The organism is uncultured Maribacter sp. (assembly GCF_947500985.1).
Lineage (GTDB): Bacteria > Bacteroidota > Bacteroidia > Flavobacteriales > Flavobacteriaceae > Maribacter.
This window is the reverse complement of sequence record NZ_CANMTX010000004.1, coordinates 342467-361683: the sequence shown is the minus strand read 5'-3', so window position 1 is coordinate 361683 and position 19217 is coordinate 342467. Positions and strand designations below refer to the sequence as shown.

At 34.8% G+C, this 19217-nt stretch carries 15 protein-coding genes; 7 read left to right on the top strand and 8 right to left on the bottom strand.

What is annotated here, in order from left to right; all coding sequences use genetic code 11:
* Positions 1 to 51: 51 nt before the first annotated feature.
* Positions 52 to 2190, bottom strand: a complete 2139-nt coding sequence (locus Q0871_RS10905) for a carboxy terminal-processing peptidase (RefSeq protein WP_299322485.1) — start codon at positions 2188 to 2190, stop codon at positions 52 to 54.
* 191 nt (positions 2191 to 2381) lie between these two features.
* On the opposite strand from Q0871_RS10905, the gene surE reads away from it, so the two are divergent.
* The 5 genes from surE (at position 2382) to Q0871_RS10880 (ending at position 7254) form a co-directional block, all read left to right on the top strand.
* Complete coding sequence (gene surE, locus Q0871_RS10900; RefSeq protein ID WP_299322481.1) at positions 2382 to 3155, top strand: 5'/3'-nucleotidase SurE; 774 nt, start codon at positions 2382 to 2384, stop codon at positions 3153 to 3155.
* Between the two features lie 45 nt (positions 3156 to 3200).
* Positions 3201 to 3485: a hypothetical protein gene (locus Q0871_RS10895; RefSeq protein WP_299322476.1), complete on the top strand. Its 285-nt coding sequence runs from the start codon at positions 3201 to 3203 to the stop codon at positions 3483 to 3485.
* A gap of 1 nt (position 3486) precedes the next feature.
* Positions 3487 to 4608 (top strand): lipid-A-disaccharide synthase, encoded by a 1122-nt coding sequence (gene lpxB, locus Q0871_RS10890; protein ID WP_299322473.1) that lies wholly within the window; start codon positions 3487 to 3489, stop codon positions 4606 to 4608.
* Between the two features lie 68 nt (positions 4609 to 4676).
* Complete coding sequence (locus Q0871_RS10885; protein WP_299322470.1) at positions 4677 to 5240, top strand: C40 family peptidase; 564 nt, start codon at positions 4677 to 4679, stop codon at positions 5238 to 5240.
* A 1-nt stretch (position 5241) separates the two neighbouring features.
* On the top strand, positions 5242 to 7254 hold the full coding sequence (locus Q0871_RS10880) for a ComEC/Rec2 family competence protein (protein ID WP_299322467.1): 2013 nt from the start codon (positions 5242 to 5244) through the stop codon (positions 7252 to 7254).
* Positions 7255 to 7261: 7 nt separating this feature from the next.
* On the opposite strand, the gene Q0871_RS10875 is transcribed toward Q0871_RS10880, so the two are convergent.
* Together Q0871_RS10875 and Q0871_RS10870 are read right to left on the bottom strand one after the other, a co-directional pair.
* Positions 7262 to 8794 (bottom strand): peptide MFS transporter, encoded by a 1533-nt coding sequence (locus Q0871_RS10875; protein WP_299322462.1) that lies wholly within the window; start codon positions 8792 to 8794, stop codon positions 7262 to 7264.
* A gap of 16 nt (positions 8795 to 8810) precedes the next feature.
* A complete protein-coding gene (locus Q0871_RS10870) occupies positions 8811 to 10976 on the bottom strand; it encodes a S9 family peptidase (RefSeq protein ID WP_299322457.1) in 2166 nt (721 codons plus the stop codon).
* Positions 10977 to 11187: 211 nt separating this feature from the next.
* On the opposite strand from Q0871_RS10870, the gene Q0871_RS10865 reads away from it, so the two are divergent.
* On the top strand, positions 11188 to 12504 hold the full coding sequence (locus tag Q0871_RS10865; RefSeq protein WP_299322455.1) for a hydroxymethylglutaryl-CoA reductase, degradative: 1317 nt from the start codon (positions 11188 to 11190) through the stop codon (positions 12502 to 12504).
* Between the two features lie 7 nt (positions 12505 to 12511).
* Positions 12512 to 13423 (top strand): GYDIA family GHMP kinase, encoded by a 912-nt coding sequence (locus Q0871_RS10860; protein WP_299322452.1) that lies wholly within the window; start codon positions 12512 to 12514, stop codon positions 13421 to 13423.
* Between the two features lie 54 nt (positions 13424 to 13477).
* Here the strand turns inward: Q0871_RS10860 and Q0871_RS10855 are convergent, their stop codons facing one another.
* The 5 genes from Q0871_RS10855 to Q0871_RS10835 form a co-directional block, all read right to left on the bottom strand.
* Complete coding sequence (locus Q0871_RS10855; RefSeq protein WP_299322448.1) at positions 13478 to 15595, bottom strand: peptidylprolyl isomerase; 2118 nt, start codon at positions 15593 to 15595, stop codon at positions 13478 to 13480.
* Between the two features lie 110 nt (positions 15596 to 15705).
* On the bottom strand, positions 15706 to 16992 hold the full coding sequence (locus tag Q0871_RS10850) for a hemolysin family protein (RefSeq protein ID WP_299322443.1): 1287 nt from the start codon (positions 16990 to 16992) through the stop codon (positions 15706 to 15708).
* On the bottom strand, positions 16992 to 17198 hold the full coding sequence (locus tag Q0871_RS10845) for a hypothetical protein (RefSeq protein WP_299322438.1): 207 nt from the start codon (positions 17196 to 17198) through the stop codon (positions 16992 to 16994). The genes Q0871_RS10850 and Q0871_RS10845 overlap by 1 nt, the downstream gene beginning before the upstream one ends.
* Positions 17191 to 17802 (bottom strand): LPS export ABC transporter periplasmic protein LptC, encoded by a 612-nt coding sequence (gene lptC, locus Q0871_RS10840; protein WP_299322435.1) that lies wholly within the window; start codon positions 17800 to 17802, stop codon positions 17191 to 17193. Before lptC ends, Q0871_RS10845 begins: the two co-directional genes overlap by 8 nt.
* Before the next feature lie 5 nt (positions 17803 to 17807).
* Positions 17808 to 19181, bottom strand: a complete 1374-nt coding sequence (locus Q0871_RS10835) for a hypothetical protein (protein ID WP_299322433.1) — start codon at positions 19179 to 19181, stop codon at positions 17808 to 17810.
* Positions 19182 to 19217 lie beyond the last annotated feature (36 nt).

Here is a 19217-nt window from a genome sequence, read left to right as displayed (position 1 = left end):
AGCCGCTATATAATTTATATAGCGGCTTTTTTATTTTATAATACAAGAAGTCTAGTTCTTAACACTAGCAAGTTTACCCTGCTTAATATTATTTATTTTTAAATCTTCTAATACGTTTACAGCTTCCTCAACATAAACATCTTTTGCTAAATTTTTATGCCATCTATTACGCTTTTCACGTAACACAGAATCTTTAGTAAATAATTGCTCTTCATAACCTAAAGACTTAAACGTAAGTTGAGAATCATAATCGGTTAACTTCTTAAAGTAATTCGATTGTTCTTTATCCTTATTTTTTTCTTCCTTATAAGTATCGAAATTTAAAGAGATCTCCGTTTCGTCTTGCTCGGCTTTTAACCACTTTGCATTTTCTTCTATCAACTTAATTTGTTGACTCGTTGCCATTCTCTTTTCACTATCGGCAATAGTTTTCTCATAATTAATATAACCGTCCCAAGCTTTATAATCTGCAGGTGTGATTTTATCCCATCCTAACGGATTAGACTGATCTCTTTCTCCTAAATCAATATAACTATATCTGTCTGGTACCACGATATCACTCTTAACACCTTCTAACTGCGTTGAACCGCCGTTAATTCTATAGAACTTCTGAGTAGTAATTTTAATAGCACCTAAATCTCCGTGCTCATTACTACGTAACATATTGTTCAACGGTATAACGTTCTGTACCGTTCCTTTACCAAATGTTTGCTTACTACCTATTACAATAGCTCTTTTATAATCTTGCATTGCAGCTGCTAAAATTTCTGAAGCAGAAGCAGATAACTCATTTACAAGAATTACCAATGGACCATCCCACTGAATTCTTTCATCTTTATCATCATATACATCTTTGCCCTTATCTTTAGACTGCACTTGTACAATAGGACCATCTTTAATAAACAAACCTGCCATTTCAACAACAGTCTTTAAAGATCCGCCCCCATTATCACGTAAATCTAAAATAAGACCTTCCATGCCTTCTTCTTTTAAACGCTCTACTTCTTTAGCAACATCTGTTGCCGCATTTCTTTCGCTGTAATCATTAAAATCAACATAGAATTTTGGAAGATTAATAATTCCGAATTTTTCTTCTCCCTTTATAATGTTGGCAGATTTCGCATATGACTCTTCTAGTTCTACAACGTCTCTTGTTAAAGAAACAACATCTAAAGAACCATCAACTTTTTTAACCGTTAAATCTACAATAGTACCTTGAGCACCTTTTATTAATTTAATGGCATCGTCTAAACGCATACCAACTATATTAATAGGCTCTTCACCATTCTGACCAACTTTTATAATTTCATCACCAACTTCTAATCTTGCATCCCTCCATACTGGTCCACCAGAAATAATTTCTACGATTTTTGCACCTTCCGCTTTTTTCTGAAGTCTTGCTCCAATACCTTCAAACTTACCTGACATGCTGGTATCAAACTTCTCTTTTTCTTCTGGAGCGAAGTAAAATGTATGTGGATCAAATTCATCAACAATAGTATTAATATACTGTACGAACCAATCTTTACGCTCTAAATCATTTACAAAATCAAAGAACTCATCTAAAGTAGTTTCTGTAGATTTTCTTGATTCTTCTTCTGCTTCTTTTTGTGAATGCGCAGTATGATTATGCTCATCTGTACTCTCGATTTCATCATTCTCCATATGAGAAATTTTAGAATCATACGTACCTAAGGTTGCATATTTCAATTGCTTTCTCCAACGTTCTTTAAGCTCTTTTCTATTTGCAGCAAATGGCTCTTCATCATATTTAATACTGATGCTTTCATTCTCAGAATAATCAAAAGGAGTTTCTAAGACTTCTTTATAAATTCCTTTTGCATCGCCCATACGTTCCATCAATCTTTCATATACTACATTGAAAAATGTGATATCTGTATTTTTGATTTCGTCATCTATCTGATATTTGTACTTTTCAAATTCAGCAATATCAGATGCTATAAAGTATCTTTTGGTAGGATCAATAACATCAATAAAATCTTCAAACACATGTACCGAAAAATCATCGTTAAGCGCTTTAGGCTCATAATGTCCTTTTTCTAACACATAGGTTATTAAATCTAACAACAATTTGTCCTTATCGTCATTTTCAAAAGTCTTATTTGTAAAACTGCATGATGCTACAGCTGCGAGCATCAACAACAGTACGTAGGCTAAATTTCTTTTCATAAAATTATCTTTTACTTTCCTTTTCAATATCTCCGAATTTGAGGGTTGTAAGCAACATTAAAAGTTACTTAAACCCCTAAGGTAAAGAAAAAACCATGCCAATTAAATGTGCTTAGAACTAATTTTTTGTTAAACGGCATTTCGGGCTTATCATATTTAAAAACGTATTTTTACTACAGAAAGTATATGATATGGAAAAACCACTGATTTTAATAACGAATGATGACGGAATTACTGCGCCTGGTTTACGCATGTTAATCACGATAATGAAAAAAATAGGCGATGTAGTTGTCGTAGCACCTGACAGTCCGCAATCTGGCATGGGTCATGCAATTACCTTAGATACTGCCCTTTTTTCTAAAAAAATGAAAATCGATCTAGACCAAGATGGTATTGACGAATATAGCTGTAGCGGTACACCTGCAGATTGTGTAAAATTAGCTCTTCAAGAAATACTACCAAAAAGACCCGACATTTGTGTTAGCGGCATTAATCACGGCTCTAATTCTTCAATTAATGTTATTTATTCAGGTACCATGAGTGCTGCGGTAGAAGCTGGTATAGAGGGAATTCCTGCTATTGGTTTTTCGTTATGTGACTATAGCTGGAATGCTGATTTTGAGCAAGCTCATGATTTTATTCACAGTATTGTCTCCCAAGCTTTAACCAACGGAATTCCAAAAGGTACCGTGTTAAATGTAAATATACCTAAGCTTACCAAAAATGAGATAAAAGGTATTAAGGTGTGCAGACAAGCAAAAGCAAATTGGAAAGAAAAGTTCGATAAGCGAACTAATCCCATGGGTAAAGATTACTATTGGCTTACCGGTGAATTTGAACTACTCGACAAAGGCGAAGATACCGACGAATGGGCATTAGCAAATGGTTACATTTCTGTTGTGCCTGTACAATTCGATTTAACTGCCCATCATGTAATTCAAGAATTGAATACTTGGGAGCTTTAGGAAAACACAGTTTAAAGATTTAATTATTACGCACAACTATTTTAAATGAATACTAAAAAAGAAATTCTAATAGGCTTTATAGTAGGCATCATTGCAAACACGCTTGGTACATTACTATACATTCTTATATTTTCAGAATTAAGCATTGCCGAAACTTTTGAAGCCGCTGTTAACCAAGAACATGTTGGCAGCCTTTTGGCATTAGGCGCCATTCTAAACTTAGTTGCTTTTTTCGGATTTCTAAGAATTAAGAGAGATAATAGAGCTAAAGGGGTTTTGATTGCTACCATATTAACCGCTTTCGCAATTCTTTACTACAAAGTATTTTAAAATGAAGTACTACATTATTGCAGGCGAAGCTTCTGGTGATCTACATGGTTCTAACTTAATTAAGGCATTGAAGAAACAAGATCCCAATGCTGATATTAGATGTTGGGGCGGCGATTTAATGCAACAAGCTGGTGGAACTTTAGCCAAACATTATAAGGAATTGGCATTCATGGGATTTCTCGAAGTTATCATGAACTTAAACGCCATTTTCAAAAATATAAAATTCTGTAAGCAAGACATTGCAGCCTTTAATCCTGATGCTATAATATTTATTGATTACTCAGGATTTAATTTACGAATTGCAAAATGGGCTAAAGAACATAATTTCCAAACCAATTATTACATCTCTCCACAGATTTGGGCATCTAGAGAAGGTAGAATCGAGAAAATAAAAGCTACGGTTGACCACATGTATGTGATTCTCCCTTTTGAGAAAGATTTTTACGAAAAGAAACACAATTACCCAGTCAACTTTGTAGGACACCCTTTACTAGACGCCATTGACAATAGACCGGAATTAATCGAAAGTCTATTTAGATCAGATAACGGCATAGATCCAAACAAACCAATTATAGCCTTACTACCTGGCAGTCGCAAACAAGAAGTTCAAAAGATGCTTTCTTTGATGCTTTCTTTAACCAACGACTTTGCTGAATATGAATTTGTCATTGCAGGCGCACCAAGCTTAGACAAAGAATTCTACGCTACTTTTCTTACCAATGCCAATGTAAAATTTATTCAAAACAAAACTTACGATTTACTTTCTATATCAACTGCTGCTTTAGTTACTAGTGGTACTGCCACATTAGAAACTGCTTTATTTAAAGTACCACAAGTAGTATGCTACAAGGCAAACTGGATTTCTTACCAAATTGCAAAACGCATTATTACTTTAGAATATATTTCTTTGGTCAACCTTATCATGAAAAAGGAAGTAGTTAAAGAATTAATACAAGATGATTTCACCAAACAGAACCTTAAAAAGGAACTGACCCTTATTTTAGATGGGGAAGCCAGAAGAAAACAATTGGCTGATTATGATGAGTTAATTACTAAGTTAGGTGGTTCTGGTGCTAGCGCCGAGGCCGCTTCGTTAATCATTGCAAATGCTAAAGTTTCATAGCTTTATTAATCTTAAAAAATAATTCTATAATTTTGGAGTTACACGTACTATAGGGTACACACTATTTTATGCGCATATTACCATACTTTTTTATCATTTGCTTTTTAGCTAGTTGCGGAGTCAAAAAAACGAGCACTTCTGACAAAGAGCGTAAAATATTTGTTGCTGCCGCAAATAATGCCAGAACAGGTAATGTTACCGAACCTACAAGAGCTGAAGAACGCAGGGTAATTTCTTCTTCAACGCAAACTAAGGCTGACGAGATCATTAATACAGCCCTTTCATTTTCCGGTACACGCTATAAGTTTGGCGGTACCACCAAGAAAGGAATGGATTGTTCTGGTCTACTATATATTTCTTTTGGTGAACATGATGTACAGCTTCCAAGAGTTTCTTACAACATGGCTGAAGAAGGTCGTAGGGTAACCGTTAAAAATGTGGAAAAGGGCGACTTGTTATTCTTTAAGACTTCAAGAGGTTCTAAGCGCATTAACCATGTGGGTATGGTTGTAGGTACCGATAATGACGAAATTACATTTATACACGCATCAACATCTCGAGGTGTTACCGTTTCATCTTTACGAGACGGATTCTGGAACCAAGCATTCGTAAAAGCTACAAGAATATTATAGCATGAAGCTTTTAGCGTTTATTCCTATCAGATTAACGCTTTTACTCATTGTTGGAATCTTAATAGGTTACTTTTTTTCTCTCAACTTATTATATACTCTTTACATCACCGTTTTTCTTTTTCTACTACTTGCCGGAATTTTCTTTTTTGAAAAGAATACAAAATCAATTTTATTTGGAACCATTGCCGCGCTAACATTTGTATCACTAGGGATCTACAGCTACACTGCCGCACAACCCATAAATCACAACAGTCATTACAGTAATCACCAAAGCACCAAGGACGAATTATGGACGCTAAAAATCAAAGAGGTTCTAAAACCTAATCAGTTTTCGACCCGCTATTTTGCCACTGTAAAAAATATCGAGAATGAGCATGTAAGTGGCACTATTCTTCTCACCATACCCAAAGATTCAGTGAATTTAAGCTTAGCTATCGATGATGAATTTGTAACCTATACCGAAGCTAAAGCTATTTCTTCTCCGTTAAATCCACATCAATTTGATTATAAAAAATATTTGGAGAATCTAGGTGTATATCATAGTATACAAATAGAACATGATAAGCTTGTGAAAATTAAAAGTTCGCAAACTACCCTTCTCGGCATCGCTGCAAGAGCTAGAAATCATATTATTAAAAAACTTGATAAAGAAAATTTCGGAGCAGATGAATTAGGAGTCATACAAGCACTATTACTTGGGCAGCGTTCAGATATATCAGAAGAAACGTATACCAACTATCAGAAAGCGGGTGCCGTGCATATTTTAGCAGTATCTGGACTACACATTGGTATTCTACTTTTAGTAATTCAATTTTTATTGAGTCCGCTAAAAAACATCCCTAATGGGCGAACCCTTATTTTAATTCTATCGGTTCTCTTTTTATGGGTTTTTGCCTTTATTGCTGGGTTGTCTGCTAGTATTATTCGTGCAACCACCATGTTCACTTTTGTGGCTTATGCACTGTATTTAAATAGACCTAGTAACACCTTCAATATACTTGCGCTTTCCATATTATTTATTCTACTATTCATCAATCCGAATTTATTGTTTCAAGTCGGATTTCAAATGAGTTATGCTGCTGTTTTTGCCATACTTTGGATTTTCCCCTTACTTAAACAATTATGGTTTCCGAAGAATAAAGTGGTACGCTACTTTTGGCAACTGCTTTGTGTTAGCATCGCCGCGCAATTAGGTGTTTTACCTATTAGCTTATTTTATTTTCATCAATTCCCAGGATTGTTCTTTGTTTCGAATTTAGTAATTGTGCCTGCTTTAGGATTGATTCTAGGTATGGGTATTTTAGTGATTGCATTATCACTATTAAATTGGCTTCCTACGCAATTGGTATGGTTTTATAATGAAATCATCAGTCTAATGAACAGCCTTATTGCTTGGGTCGCAAAACAAGAAAATTTTATTTTTAGCACTATCTCTTTTGATTTTATTCAGCTATTATTAAGTGTTTTGGTCCTTATAATGGGCGTAGAACTTTTTACAAAATTCAATTACAAACGAATAGTTTTCTTTTTACTGAGTATTCTATGTTTTCAAGGTTGGACAATTTATCAGGAATATGAAGCTCGTAGTAAATCGGAAGTAATGGTGTTACATCAAACAAGAAAGAGTCTCATTTTTAACAGAAGCGGAGATGATTTATCCATCCTAACAAACCCTGACAATATACCAGATTATCTTATATCAGATTATAAAACTGCTGAACGTATAGATTTGGTGCGATATGATTCTTTAAAAAATAGCTATACTTTAGAAGACGAATCGTTACTAGTTATTGATAGTGCAGGAATTTATTCGAAGTCGGCATTCCATAAAATTCTATTAACACAATCACCAAAAATTAATCTAAACAGATTGCTTGACAGTATCAATCCAAAGGTGATCATAGCAGATGGCAGTAATTACAAAAGCTATATTTCCCGCTGGGAAGAAACCTGTATAAAAAATAAAATCCCTTTTCACTATACTGGTGAAAAGGGAGCTTATTATTTTGAGTAATTAGAGACTAATGCACTTTACCCATTAACTTTTTAATTAGTGGTGATGCTAAAAGAACAATAACACCTGCACCTAAAGCATATTTTGCAATAAGCATAAAACCATCTGTATACACCGTTAAAGTTGCAAATCCGCTTACATCACCATCTGTACTTTCAATCGCTAATTGCTTACCTATAAAACCAACTATCTGAAATGCAAATGCAGACGATAAAAACCAAACACCCATGATAAAGGCGATTAATCTCATAGGTGCCAAATCTGTCATTTTAGATAAGCCAACAGGAGACATAAACAGCTCACCAACAGACAACAAGAAATACATTAACAAAAGATATGTAAACGGAACAAATCCGCTTTCGTTGGCGCTACCACCACTTAATGCTAAAACATAAAAACTGATACCGGCAAAAAGTAATCCTAATCCGAATTTATAAGGAGTTCTAGGATTCCAATTTTTCTTGCTCAACCAAGTCCACATCATGGAAATCGGAATAGCCAAGATAATAATGAACATAGAGTTTAATGAATTAGTTTGTGCCGCAGACATTATACCATCAAGGTCAATATTTCTAGCTGCAAACAAGGTAATAACACTACCAGACAATTCATGAAAACCCCAGAATATTGTCATGAAAAACGTAAGTAAAACAGCTACAAATAGCTCTTTTCTTTCCTTAAGGTTCGCTTTATACATTTCATAAGCCAAATATGCAAGTACTGCAATACCAATACCGGTAAAGATTACGTTGACAATATTCTGATCTGCGAACATACCATCTGTAGCAATCGCTTTATAAGATGATAATAACAGTGCTATTAATGGCGCTGCCAATACAGCAAGTACAGGCACAAGAATACCTTGTTTTACACCAAGTACTTTTTTTTCTAATACGTGCTCATTAGGTGGCAAGCCCCTATCTCCGAAAACGTTTGCTTGTATACCTCTCCAAAAAACAATTAGACCAGTTAACATACCAATACCTGCTAAACCAAAACCATAGTGCCAACCATAGGTAGCCGCTAGCCAACCACATAAAAGTGGAGCTACCCAACCACCAATATTAATACCCATGTAGAAAATGGTAAAACCAGAATCTTTTTTGGGATCTCCTTTTTCATATAACGTACCAACAAATGTGGAAATATTTGGCTTAAAAAATCCGTTACCTACAATGATCAATGATAGCGCCAAGAAAAAAGCAATATCATTTTCAACAGCCAGAACAAAGTGACCTATAGACATTAAGATTCCCCCTAAGAAAATGGAATTTCGCATCCCTAAAATCTTATCCGATAATTTCCCCCCAATAACCGTCGAGGCATAAACCAATGAACCATAAGAGGAGTAAACAGCTGCTGTCGCATAATCTCTTTCTGCCAAGGCTTTAAAGATTACATCAATCATGTAAAGCGTCAGCAACGCTCGCATACCGTAGAAGCTAAAACGCTCCCACAATTCTGCAAAGAATAAGTAAAATAAACCCTGCGGGTGTCCAAAAATCTGCTTTTGGTCTGAAATTTCAGTACTTTCAGTCATAGTTCAATTAGTTAGTTTATAATTTCTCTTTTATGAAATTGGTCATTTTGTTATAAAGGTGAATTCTTGTGTTTCCACCGTAAATCCCATGATTTTTATCTGGATAGATTCCCCAATCGAATTGCTTGTCAGCCTGAATTAAAGCTTCTATCATACGCATAGAATTCTGTACATGTACATTATCATCACCAGTACCATGTATCAACAAATAATCACCTTCCAATAACTGCGGGTAATTAAATGGTGAGTTGTCATCATAACCACTTGGGTTTTCTTGCGGAGTTTGCATGTAGCGCTCCGTATAAATAGTATCATAAAAAGCCCATGATGTAACAGGCGCAACAGCAATTGCCATTTCAAAAGTATCATTACCTTTTAAAATGCAATTGGTTGACATAAAGCCACCATAGCTCCAACCCCATATACCAGTTCTTTCTTCATCGATATACGGTAACTCACTTAATTTTTTAGCAGCAGCAATTTGATCTTCTACCTCGTATTTTCCTAATTCTTTTTGAGTAACTTTTTTGAAATCTCTTCCTTTGAATCCGGTTCCACGACCATCTACACAAGCAACAATATACCCTTCTGCTACTAGCATTTGGTGCCAGTAATCATTAGCGCCCATCCAACTATTGCTAACATTTTGCGATCCAGGACCACTATACTGATACATGAATAAAGGATACTTTTTTGCAGGATCAAAATCTTTTGGCTTGATCATGTACATATTAAGATCGTTGCCATTAATAGCAATTGTAGAAAACTCTTTAGGACTAACAGCGTACCCTTCTAATCTCTTCAATAATTGACTATTGTCTTTTATATCTTTAACCTTCTTACCATTAATGGCTTGATGCAAGGTATATACCTGAGGCATTTCTGCACTAGAAAATGTATTAATGAAATATGTGAAATCAGTACTAAAAGAAGCGTTGTTCGTTCCTTCAGTTACTGCTAAACCTTTTTTATCATCACCACCGCTGCTAATATTATAAACCCCACGGTTTATAGAACCATTTTCAGTTGATTGATAGTAAATTTTATCTTCGTTTTGGTCGTAACCGTAGTATTTGGTTACTTCCCAATCGCCTTTTGTAATCTGATTCATTAAACTACCATCTTCCCCATAAAGGTAAATATGGTTATAACCATCTTTTTCGCTAGTCCAGATAAAGCTATCATCTTCTAAAAATGTTAGGTTATCGGTAATATCAACATACGCATCATCTTTCTCTTCTAATAGAACAGCTACTTCACCTTTTTTTGCATTAACCGCATACATGGTCAAATGATCTTGATGCCTGTTCAAGGTTTGGACACTCAACATATTTTTATTGTTCATCCATTTAATACGCGGAATGTAATATGCATTATTGGTATTTACTGCAGAAATCGCTCCACTTGCAACATCTAAAAGATGCAACGTCACTATAGAATTATTCTCGCCAGCTTTTGGATATTTAAATACATGTGGTTGTTGGTATAGCCCGGTTCCATAAACATCCATAGAAAACTCTGGAACATTGGTTTCATCAAAACGTAAGAAAGCTATTTTAGATCCATCGGCATTCCATTCGAAAGCACGAACAAAAGCAAACTCCTCTTCATAAACCCAGTCGGTAACCCCGTTAATGATTTTATTGGTTACTCCGTCTGTAGTAATCTGCTTGGTTTCACCCGAAACTATATTAAAAATGAAAATATTATTATTCTTTACATATGCAACTTGACTACCATCTGGAGATAATAATGGCTCTTGTATTTTGTCTGCACTTATTTTAACCACTTGTTTAGAAGCTACATCATACACATAGTAAATACCAAGTTTCGATCTTCTGAATATTGGTTCTACCTCTGTTGACAATAGAATCTTTTTTTCATCTGAACTGAAGTCATAAGACGAAAACGAAGGAATCTCTGCTAAATCTGCGGAAGAAACTACTGTACCTACTTTTTCTAATGTTTTGTAATCGTATTTATCAACTGTTGTAACTTGGCTAAACCTATTCGAATTAAGAACCGTATACTGGGTGCCATTGTTCATGGACCTAAGGGCATCCATCCCTTCTGTTCTAAAAGCGCCTTGATAAATATCAGAAACTTGTATTTGTTTTTCCTGTGCCCAAGTAATTGCGGTGAACGAAAATATAATCAACGCAAATAAGTGTGTTTTTCGCATAAAAATTTGAATTTTGTTAAATCTCTCAAGTTTACCACTATTTCCTCAAAAAAACACATTTTACAGTGAAAAAGAAAGCGGTTTTAACGCTTTGTCCTTAGAAAATAGATTCTAGCCAATATGCTTATCTTTACCACCGTAAAAATGTGTAGTATTTTTCTAAATCTAGACGTTTACACAACATCGAATATTAGTAGAAAGTTATACCTAAATGACCAAGCCAATAAGCGGTTTCTCCAAGCTTACGAAAGAAGAAAAAATAGATTGGGTCACCACAAATTACACCCAAAATGCAACGCAATCAAAGAAAATATTGCAAACCTACTGGAATGAGAATTCTAGCATTCAGCAACTACACGATGAGTTTATTGAAAATACACTCACCAATCTTTATATGCCATTAGGCATTGCCCCTAATTTTTTAATCAACGAGACACTTTATGCCATACCTATGGCAATTGAAGAAAGTTCTGTTATTGCAGCCGCTAGTAAGGCCGCAAAATTTTGGTTGAACAAAGGCGGATTTAAAGCCGAAATCATAGGTACTGAGAAAGTAGGTCAGGTACACTTTATTTTTAAAGGTTCGGTGAAAAAACTAAACTCCTTTTTCACTTATCTAAAACCTATTCTACTTGCCGAAAGTGCTTCTTTGACAACCAGTATGGAAAAAAGAGGTGGTGGTATTTCTGATATCGTTCTAAGAGATAAAACCAGCGAATTAGAAAATTACTTTCAGCTACATGCTACTTTTCAAACGAAAGACGCTATGGGCGCTAATTTCATCAATAGCTGCTTAGAGCAATTTGCAGCTACATTGAAAAAAGAAACTGCAAATTATGATGAATTCTCAGCCATAGAGAAAGATGTAGAAGTAGTAATGAGCATACTTTCTAACTACGTTCCCAATTGTACTGTACGTGCTGAAGTTAGCTGCCCAGTAGAAGATTTAAAACTAACGGCAGAATTAACTCCACAGCATACAGCCGAAAAAATTATACAAGCGATTAAAATTGCGCAAGTCGAACCTTATCGCGCAGTTACACACAACAAAGGCATCATGAACGGGATTGACGCGGTTGTCTTAGCCACGGGAAATGACTTTAGAGCTATAGAAGCCGGTGTACATGCATATGCTTGTAAAGATGGACAATATAGAAGCTTAACCCATGCGGAAATTGAAAACGGAATTTTTAAATTCTGGATTGAATTACCCTTAGCTTTAGGTACTGTTGGCGGACTCACAAATTTACATCCGCTAGTGAAACTGAATATGGAGATACTTCAACGACCATCTGCAGAAGAACTTATGCAGATTGTTGCTGTTGCAGGACTTGCGCAGAACTTTGCTGCAGTAAGTTCTTTGGTAACCACCGGAATTCAAAAAGGACATATGAAAATGCACCTACTGAATATATTAAACCAATTAGGCGCTAATGAAAAAGAAAAAACTACGTTGGTCGAGTATTTTAAAACCAATGCAGTTACTCACCACGGTGTAGAAGTTCAACTGAATAACATAAGAAAGTAAGGTATCTATGACCAAGGAATTTTATAGTAACGGTAAATTATTGCTCACCGGGGAATACGCCATTCTTGATGGTGCAAAAGGCTTAGCCTTACCTACATCTTTCGGACAATCATTAAAACTTAGAAATAAAAACTCTGAAACTATTCACTGGTTTAGTGTTGACGAGAATGACGATACTTGGTTTTATGCTGAATTTTCTAAGACAGATTTTAAAACTATTAATACAACTAACGAAGCCGTTTCTGATAGATTACAACAAATATTGAATGAAACACAAAAGCTGAATTCTGATTTCTTATCAAGTATTTCAGCATATAGTGTTATTGAAGCTAAAATATCTTTCCCTAAAGACTGGGGATTAGGTACTTCCTCTACATTGATTGCAAATATAGCAGCATGGGCATCCGTTAACCCGTATCAATTATTAGAAACTACATTTGGCGGCAGCGGTTATGATATTGCATGTGCTACACATAATACCGCAATTACTTATCAAAGAAATGGTTTAGAACCAAAAGTAAACGAGGTGATTTTTAATCCCGATTTTAAAGATGAGGTGTTTTTCGTTTACCTGAATCAAAAAAAGAATAGCAGAGACGCCATTAATAGCTACCGTAGTTTAGACATTAACAAAGAGGCTCTTATCACCAAGATTGACAGTATTACAGATCAGATCCTATCTTGCTCTAATCTAAAGGATTTTGAAATCCTATTGAACCGACACGAAGCTATTTTATCAGAAACACTTCAAACACCTACTATTAAAGACTCTCTATTTTCTGATTATTCTAGAACTATTAAAAGCTTAGGAGCTTGGGGTGGAGATTTTGTGCTAGCAACAGGCACTGAAGATGACATGCAATACTTCAAGAAAAAAGGATACAATACCATTCTCCCCTATTCAAAAATGATAATATAAAAAAAGAGCATCCATTTTGGATGCTCTTTTTTTATATAAATCTTAAAGTAGCTACTAGTAGAAAGTAGCTCTCTTATCTTCTATTTCAGAACCGTCTTTCAACGCATTATATACTGCAGTGTTTACACGGCTAGCTGCTCCTGATTTTAGATTATTAGCATATACACTATAGTTATCTAATTTAGGAGCTTCTGTTTTCTTCACGATTTCAATTTTGAAAACTCCTGTATTTCCTTGAATCAAACCTGAAGTTTCACCAGCAGCCATTCCGTAAGCAGTACCTACCACAACTGGCTCACTACCTGCACCAGGTATTGTTGGCGATTTTACTGTTAAAGCAGAACCATTTGAAATACTAACACCGTTAACAGATGCAATAGCACTCATATCCTTCCCCTTGTTAGCTGCGATAATTTTCGCTGCCTTACGTTCTTTTCTAATAATAGGCAAAACAAGCACAGAAGCATCTTCAGCACTCATTACACCTTCAGCATAACTACCTGTTAACTGAACAACCGCATAACCGTTATTGATGTTAAATCTCTTTACATCGCCAACTTTAGTATCGCCATTAAAAGCCCACTGAACAATGTTCCTTTGATTAGTTAAGCCAGGAAGGTTCTCATCTAAAGCCTTAATCTTATTTACCGGACGAACTACATATTCATCTTTCTTAGCCAATGTTGAAAATGCACTTTCATCATCTGTTGTTTCCATTTCAAATTTGGTAGCACTTGTAAACAATGTATTAATTGTCTCTTCTGATGCAACAATTTCTCTTGAGATGGTAGCAACTTGAACTACATCTTCTTTATCATCTATTTTGATAACGTGAAAACCGAAATCAGTTTCAACCAAACCAATTGAACCTTCATTATTATTAAATGCAAAGTCATTGAATTTAGGAACCATAACTCCTTTTTGGAAATATCCTAAATCTCCACCGTTTGGTGCAGAAGGTCCGTCAGAGTTATCTCTTGCCAATTCTGAAAATACTACTCCAGATTTCTTAGCCTCTCTTAATAATTCTTTTGCTTTAGCTTCCGCTTCTTCTTTTGTTCTAGTTACAGCAGGATTAGCTCTCGTTGCACCTGTGTAAGCCAATAAAATATGACTAGCTTTTACAGAACCATTTGGCTTTCTAGCAATCATTTTTGAAATCTTGTACGAATCTCCATCTTTATAAGGACCGTAGATTTGACCAACATTTAAGCTCATCAATGTATCAGCAACACTAGAAGGTAAATTCTTCTTAGCTTTATAGATAGTATCAAACTTAGTGTCTGAATATCTATCTAAAAATGCAGTAACATCTTTTGTATTTCTAAAACCTTTAATAGTATCGTTACGATCTGTTTGAGAATTATACTCAACTGTATCATCTAAAAGTTTAGTAATCTCATCTTTAATAGCAGTTTGATCAGCTTCAGATGGTTTTTCTTGAAAATATACATATTGCAAATCTCTAGCAGGATCTTGCTTATACTCATCTTTATGCTTACTAACGTAATCAGCAATTTCACTTTTAGTAACAGAAATAGTACTATCTGCAATTGAAGTGTAAGGTACTCTTACGTACTTAATGTCCATTTTTTCGTTAGCCAACTTATAATCTAACTCACCTTCTTTCAAAGTAGCACCTACACCAGCTCTTACCATATTAAAGTAAGTCTGCTCTTTTGCCAATTCAATAATTTCATCTTCTGTTTGCAACCAAGCTTCGTATTGTGCAGGGTTGTTAACTTTCCAATCTGCTACAGTTTGTCTGAACATGTTAGCATCGAACTGACCGTTCTGATCTTGAAACTGAGGATTTTGTGCATAACCGGTAGTTCTAAGAAAATCAACAATTTGATCTTGCTCTATACCAATACCTAAATCTTCAAATTGCTCACCTAAGATTGTCTTTCTTACTTTGTTCTCCCAAACCTGGTTTACAACCTGCATAGATGATGCTGTTGGACCAACTCTATTTGAAGCAACTTCAACTTCTCTTCTGAATTCATCAATAGAAATATCTTCTCCATTAATTTCAGCTACTGATGAGCCTACTTTTTCTCCTCCAAAATTGCTACTGGTAAAAACCCCAGAAATAACAAATGCAAAAAGTGCTAAACCTATTATCAAGATCAACACGGTTGTACGTTTCCTAATATTTTCTAATACTGCCATTCTAATTAACGTTTAAAATAATCGTTTGTGGTTATTGGGAGGCAAAACTACCATTTTTAATTGAAATAATAAAAACTAAAAAGCCTCCTAATTTATTGATTGATGCACTGTTATTCCTCTTCTAAAACTTCTATGGAAATCAAATCGATTTTGGTGTTAGAAACTTCTAGCACAGTAAACTTATAAGACGCTATGGTAAGCTCTACTTCTTTATCTGGAATTTCCCCTAGTGTATGTACTAAAAGACCACCTAAGGTCTCATATTCATCTGATACTGGCAGATTTAATTTATGGTTTTCATTGATATCATCAACTTCTAACCTTGCAGAGAAAAGAAAGTGACGTTCATCAACTACTTCTTCTCTTAAATCTGTAGTATCATGTTCATCTTCTATCTCTCCAAATAGTTCTTCTACAATATCTTCTACCGTTACAAGACCTGATGTACCACCATATTCATCTAATACTACCGCAATACTTTTACGTTTCTTTATCAACACGTTTAGTATATCTTGAATTAGCATCGTTTCTGGCACAAACTCTACAGGTAATAAAATGCTCTTTATGGTCTTTGGCTTTTTGAATAACTCATAAGAATGCACATAACCAATTACATTGTCTACCGTATCGTTATAAACTAATATTTTGGAGTAGCCTGTTTCTGTAAATATCTTTGCCAAGTTTTTAGGACTCTCATACATTTCTACAGCTACAATTTCTGTTCTTGGAACCATAACCTCACGCGCTTTTACAGCCGCAAATTCTAATGCATTCTGAAATATTTGTATTTCGGTATCTACCTCATCTTCTTCCTCTATAGTTTCCATCTGTTCGGTAATGTAATCACCTAACTCTAGCTTACTAAAGGCGAGTTGTACTTCATCACCCGATGTTCCAAAAACATATTTCAATATCAAATCAGAAATCCAAATAATAAAATCTGAAATAAAAGAGAATAATATGTAAAATAAAAATGCAGGGATTGCCAATAACTTCAACAGGTTATTTGCATAAATCTGAAAAAGTACCTTTGGCAAAAACTCCGCTGTTATTAAAATAATAAAGGTAGAAATCAACGTTTGGGTCAACAGACTAAAATCTGTTATCAATAACTTTAAAAAAGCATTATCTGGCACAATACCCGTAAACCAATTCATAAGTACATCACCCATGAAAAGACCATAAATAACCAGGGCTATATTGTTACCAATTAGCATGGTCGCAATAAACTTAGATGGTTTTTTGGTTAATCTAGTTAGTACTCTAGCCAAAAAACCATCTTGTTTTTTCTCTATTTCAATATGAATTTTGTTCGCAGAAATAAAGGCAATTTCCATTCCTGAGAAAAATGCTGAAAAAATCAAGGAAAGTATAATGATAATACCGGCTGTACCCACTATTTATTTTGATTATCCCGTTTACGTTGTTCGAATTTTTTTCTGTAGTTTCTTCTAAACAAGAACATACCTATAGATACTATGGCAAAAAATATGAAAAAATAAGCCATACTTCTATCCGTATTCCAATCTGTAAAAATTCTAAAAATTGAAAAACCTGCCACTATTACATATAAGTACTCTGTATACCTTAATATATTAATCATTCTCTTGCTCTTTATCTTCTTTAATCAACATAAGACCATAGGTTTTATGTGCATTTAAAAACTTAAGGTCTTTTTGAATATCCATTCCCTCACCATCCATTACCGTTCCATCATCAGGATTGGTAAATGTAAATTTCTCTTGCGTAAATGCCCATTCATTACCGCGATCATAATACAATTGAGATGTTGCTAGTTTCTTACCATCATCACTTTTTATAAGCACATTACCACGCAAATCTACGATAGAAGTCTTAGAGTACAACACTCCATAATCTGCTTCTATAGTTGTTTTTTCATTCTTCTCATTAAAAATCTCTACCAACAAGCCTTCTGGAAAGGTTTGATATGGAAAAGACAACTGCTCAAAATCGTTTCTTATAGGCCCTGATAGCACCGCCATAACTCTAGAAGAACCTTCATCTTCAGACCCTAATTTTTCAGGAGATTCGGTATAGGTGGCTACGAAATTTTCTGCTACACTTCTAGGAAAAACTTCCTTTACCGCTTCTTCACCAACTCTCTTGTAATCATCTTTACAAGATAAAAAAAGCATTGCCATGGTACATACCACGGCAATGCCTTTAAAATTTTTAATCTGTATCATTTTTTCTATAAAGAAGGTACTTTCACGCTACCACCAACCCAACAGTTGAAAGTAACAGTTTTACCAGCCATACCTGAGCTAAAGATCATTTCTTTAGAAGGTGCTTTTGCACTATAGCTGTTTGCAGCTTGACTTGAAGAACCACTTAATGATGGATCTACTCTACCTGCTTTTCTTGCCATATCTGCCGCTTTCCAATACATTGCTCTTTTTTCGAAAGCAGTAGTACCACAACCGTTTGCACTTGTTGCATATAGGTTAGCAATTAATAAATAAGCACGCCCATTAGATGAGTTAGCATCAATTGCTTTCTGTGCGTAGCTACGTGCTGTTGACTTGCTACCTTTTCTCTTATTAATAACAGCTACTTTATAAGCAATCTTAGATTTTTTCTCATTATCAGTTTCTAAAGACAATGCTTTATCGAAATCTGCAAGAGCACCTTTAGTATCTCCATTTTTCATTTTCAAAGTACCACCATATACATAAGCATCGGCAGATGGATCTAGTCTTAACTGCGCCTCAAATAATTTCTGGAACATTGGATCATCTGTACATTCTTTGTTGAACATAAGACCAACAGCTCTTTTTACCCAAACAACATCGTTCTTTTTCTCTTCAAAACTCTTCTCGTAAAGAGGAATTAAGTTGCTACAATCTGCTAAAGGACCTAATTTAGAATCGATACTTCCTGCGATTTTACCGTAAACTTCAGAATAAGAATTGTAAGATTTTAAACGAGATTTTTCTTTAGAAGTTAATGTACCAGCTTCTTCCTTAGGTAAAAGTTTAGCAATTTTACCAGTAAGGCTTTCATTTTCTAATTCAATTTTCTCTGTAACAGCATCGTATACGTCAAATACTTCTTGCAAATCTTTTCTACCAGCCTTATGCTCATCTACCAAACTCGAGAAATAGATATATAATGCTTTGGGGCTTTTAAAGTTTTCTTGATCCTTTGTAAAGGCGTCACTTAGCATGCTGTACATTTTAGCATCATCTGCCATTTTATTTTCGTACATCACCATAGCTTTATCAACCATAGTCTCACCAGCGCTAGTTTTAGATGCAAAATGCTTCATCTTATTGTCGTAAAGACCCATAAGATCATTTGCAAATTTTTCTTTATCAGCATCAGTTGCTTTTTCTAATTTGTCTTTAAGTATACGCTCACCATATACATAGATAGCGTTGTTTAATTGTGGACAAGTTTCATAAACCATTTTCCATGGCTCATAAGCTGCGTCATAATTTTTAACTTTTGCATGTTCAGAAAATATGGACAAGTTTGTCATACATTCAGGGTTTTGCGCCTGTGCATTGCTCACTCCCATCATCCCAAGAAACATAATTGCCGTGAAGTAAAGTTTCGATTTCATTTTTTCTATTTTTAAAATGGTTAATGTACTAATTTT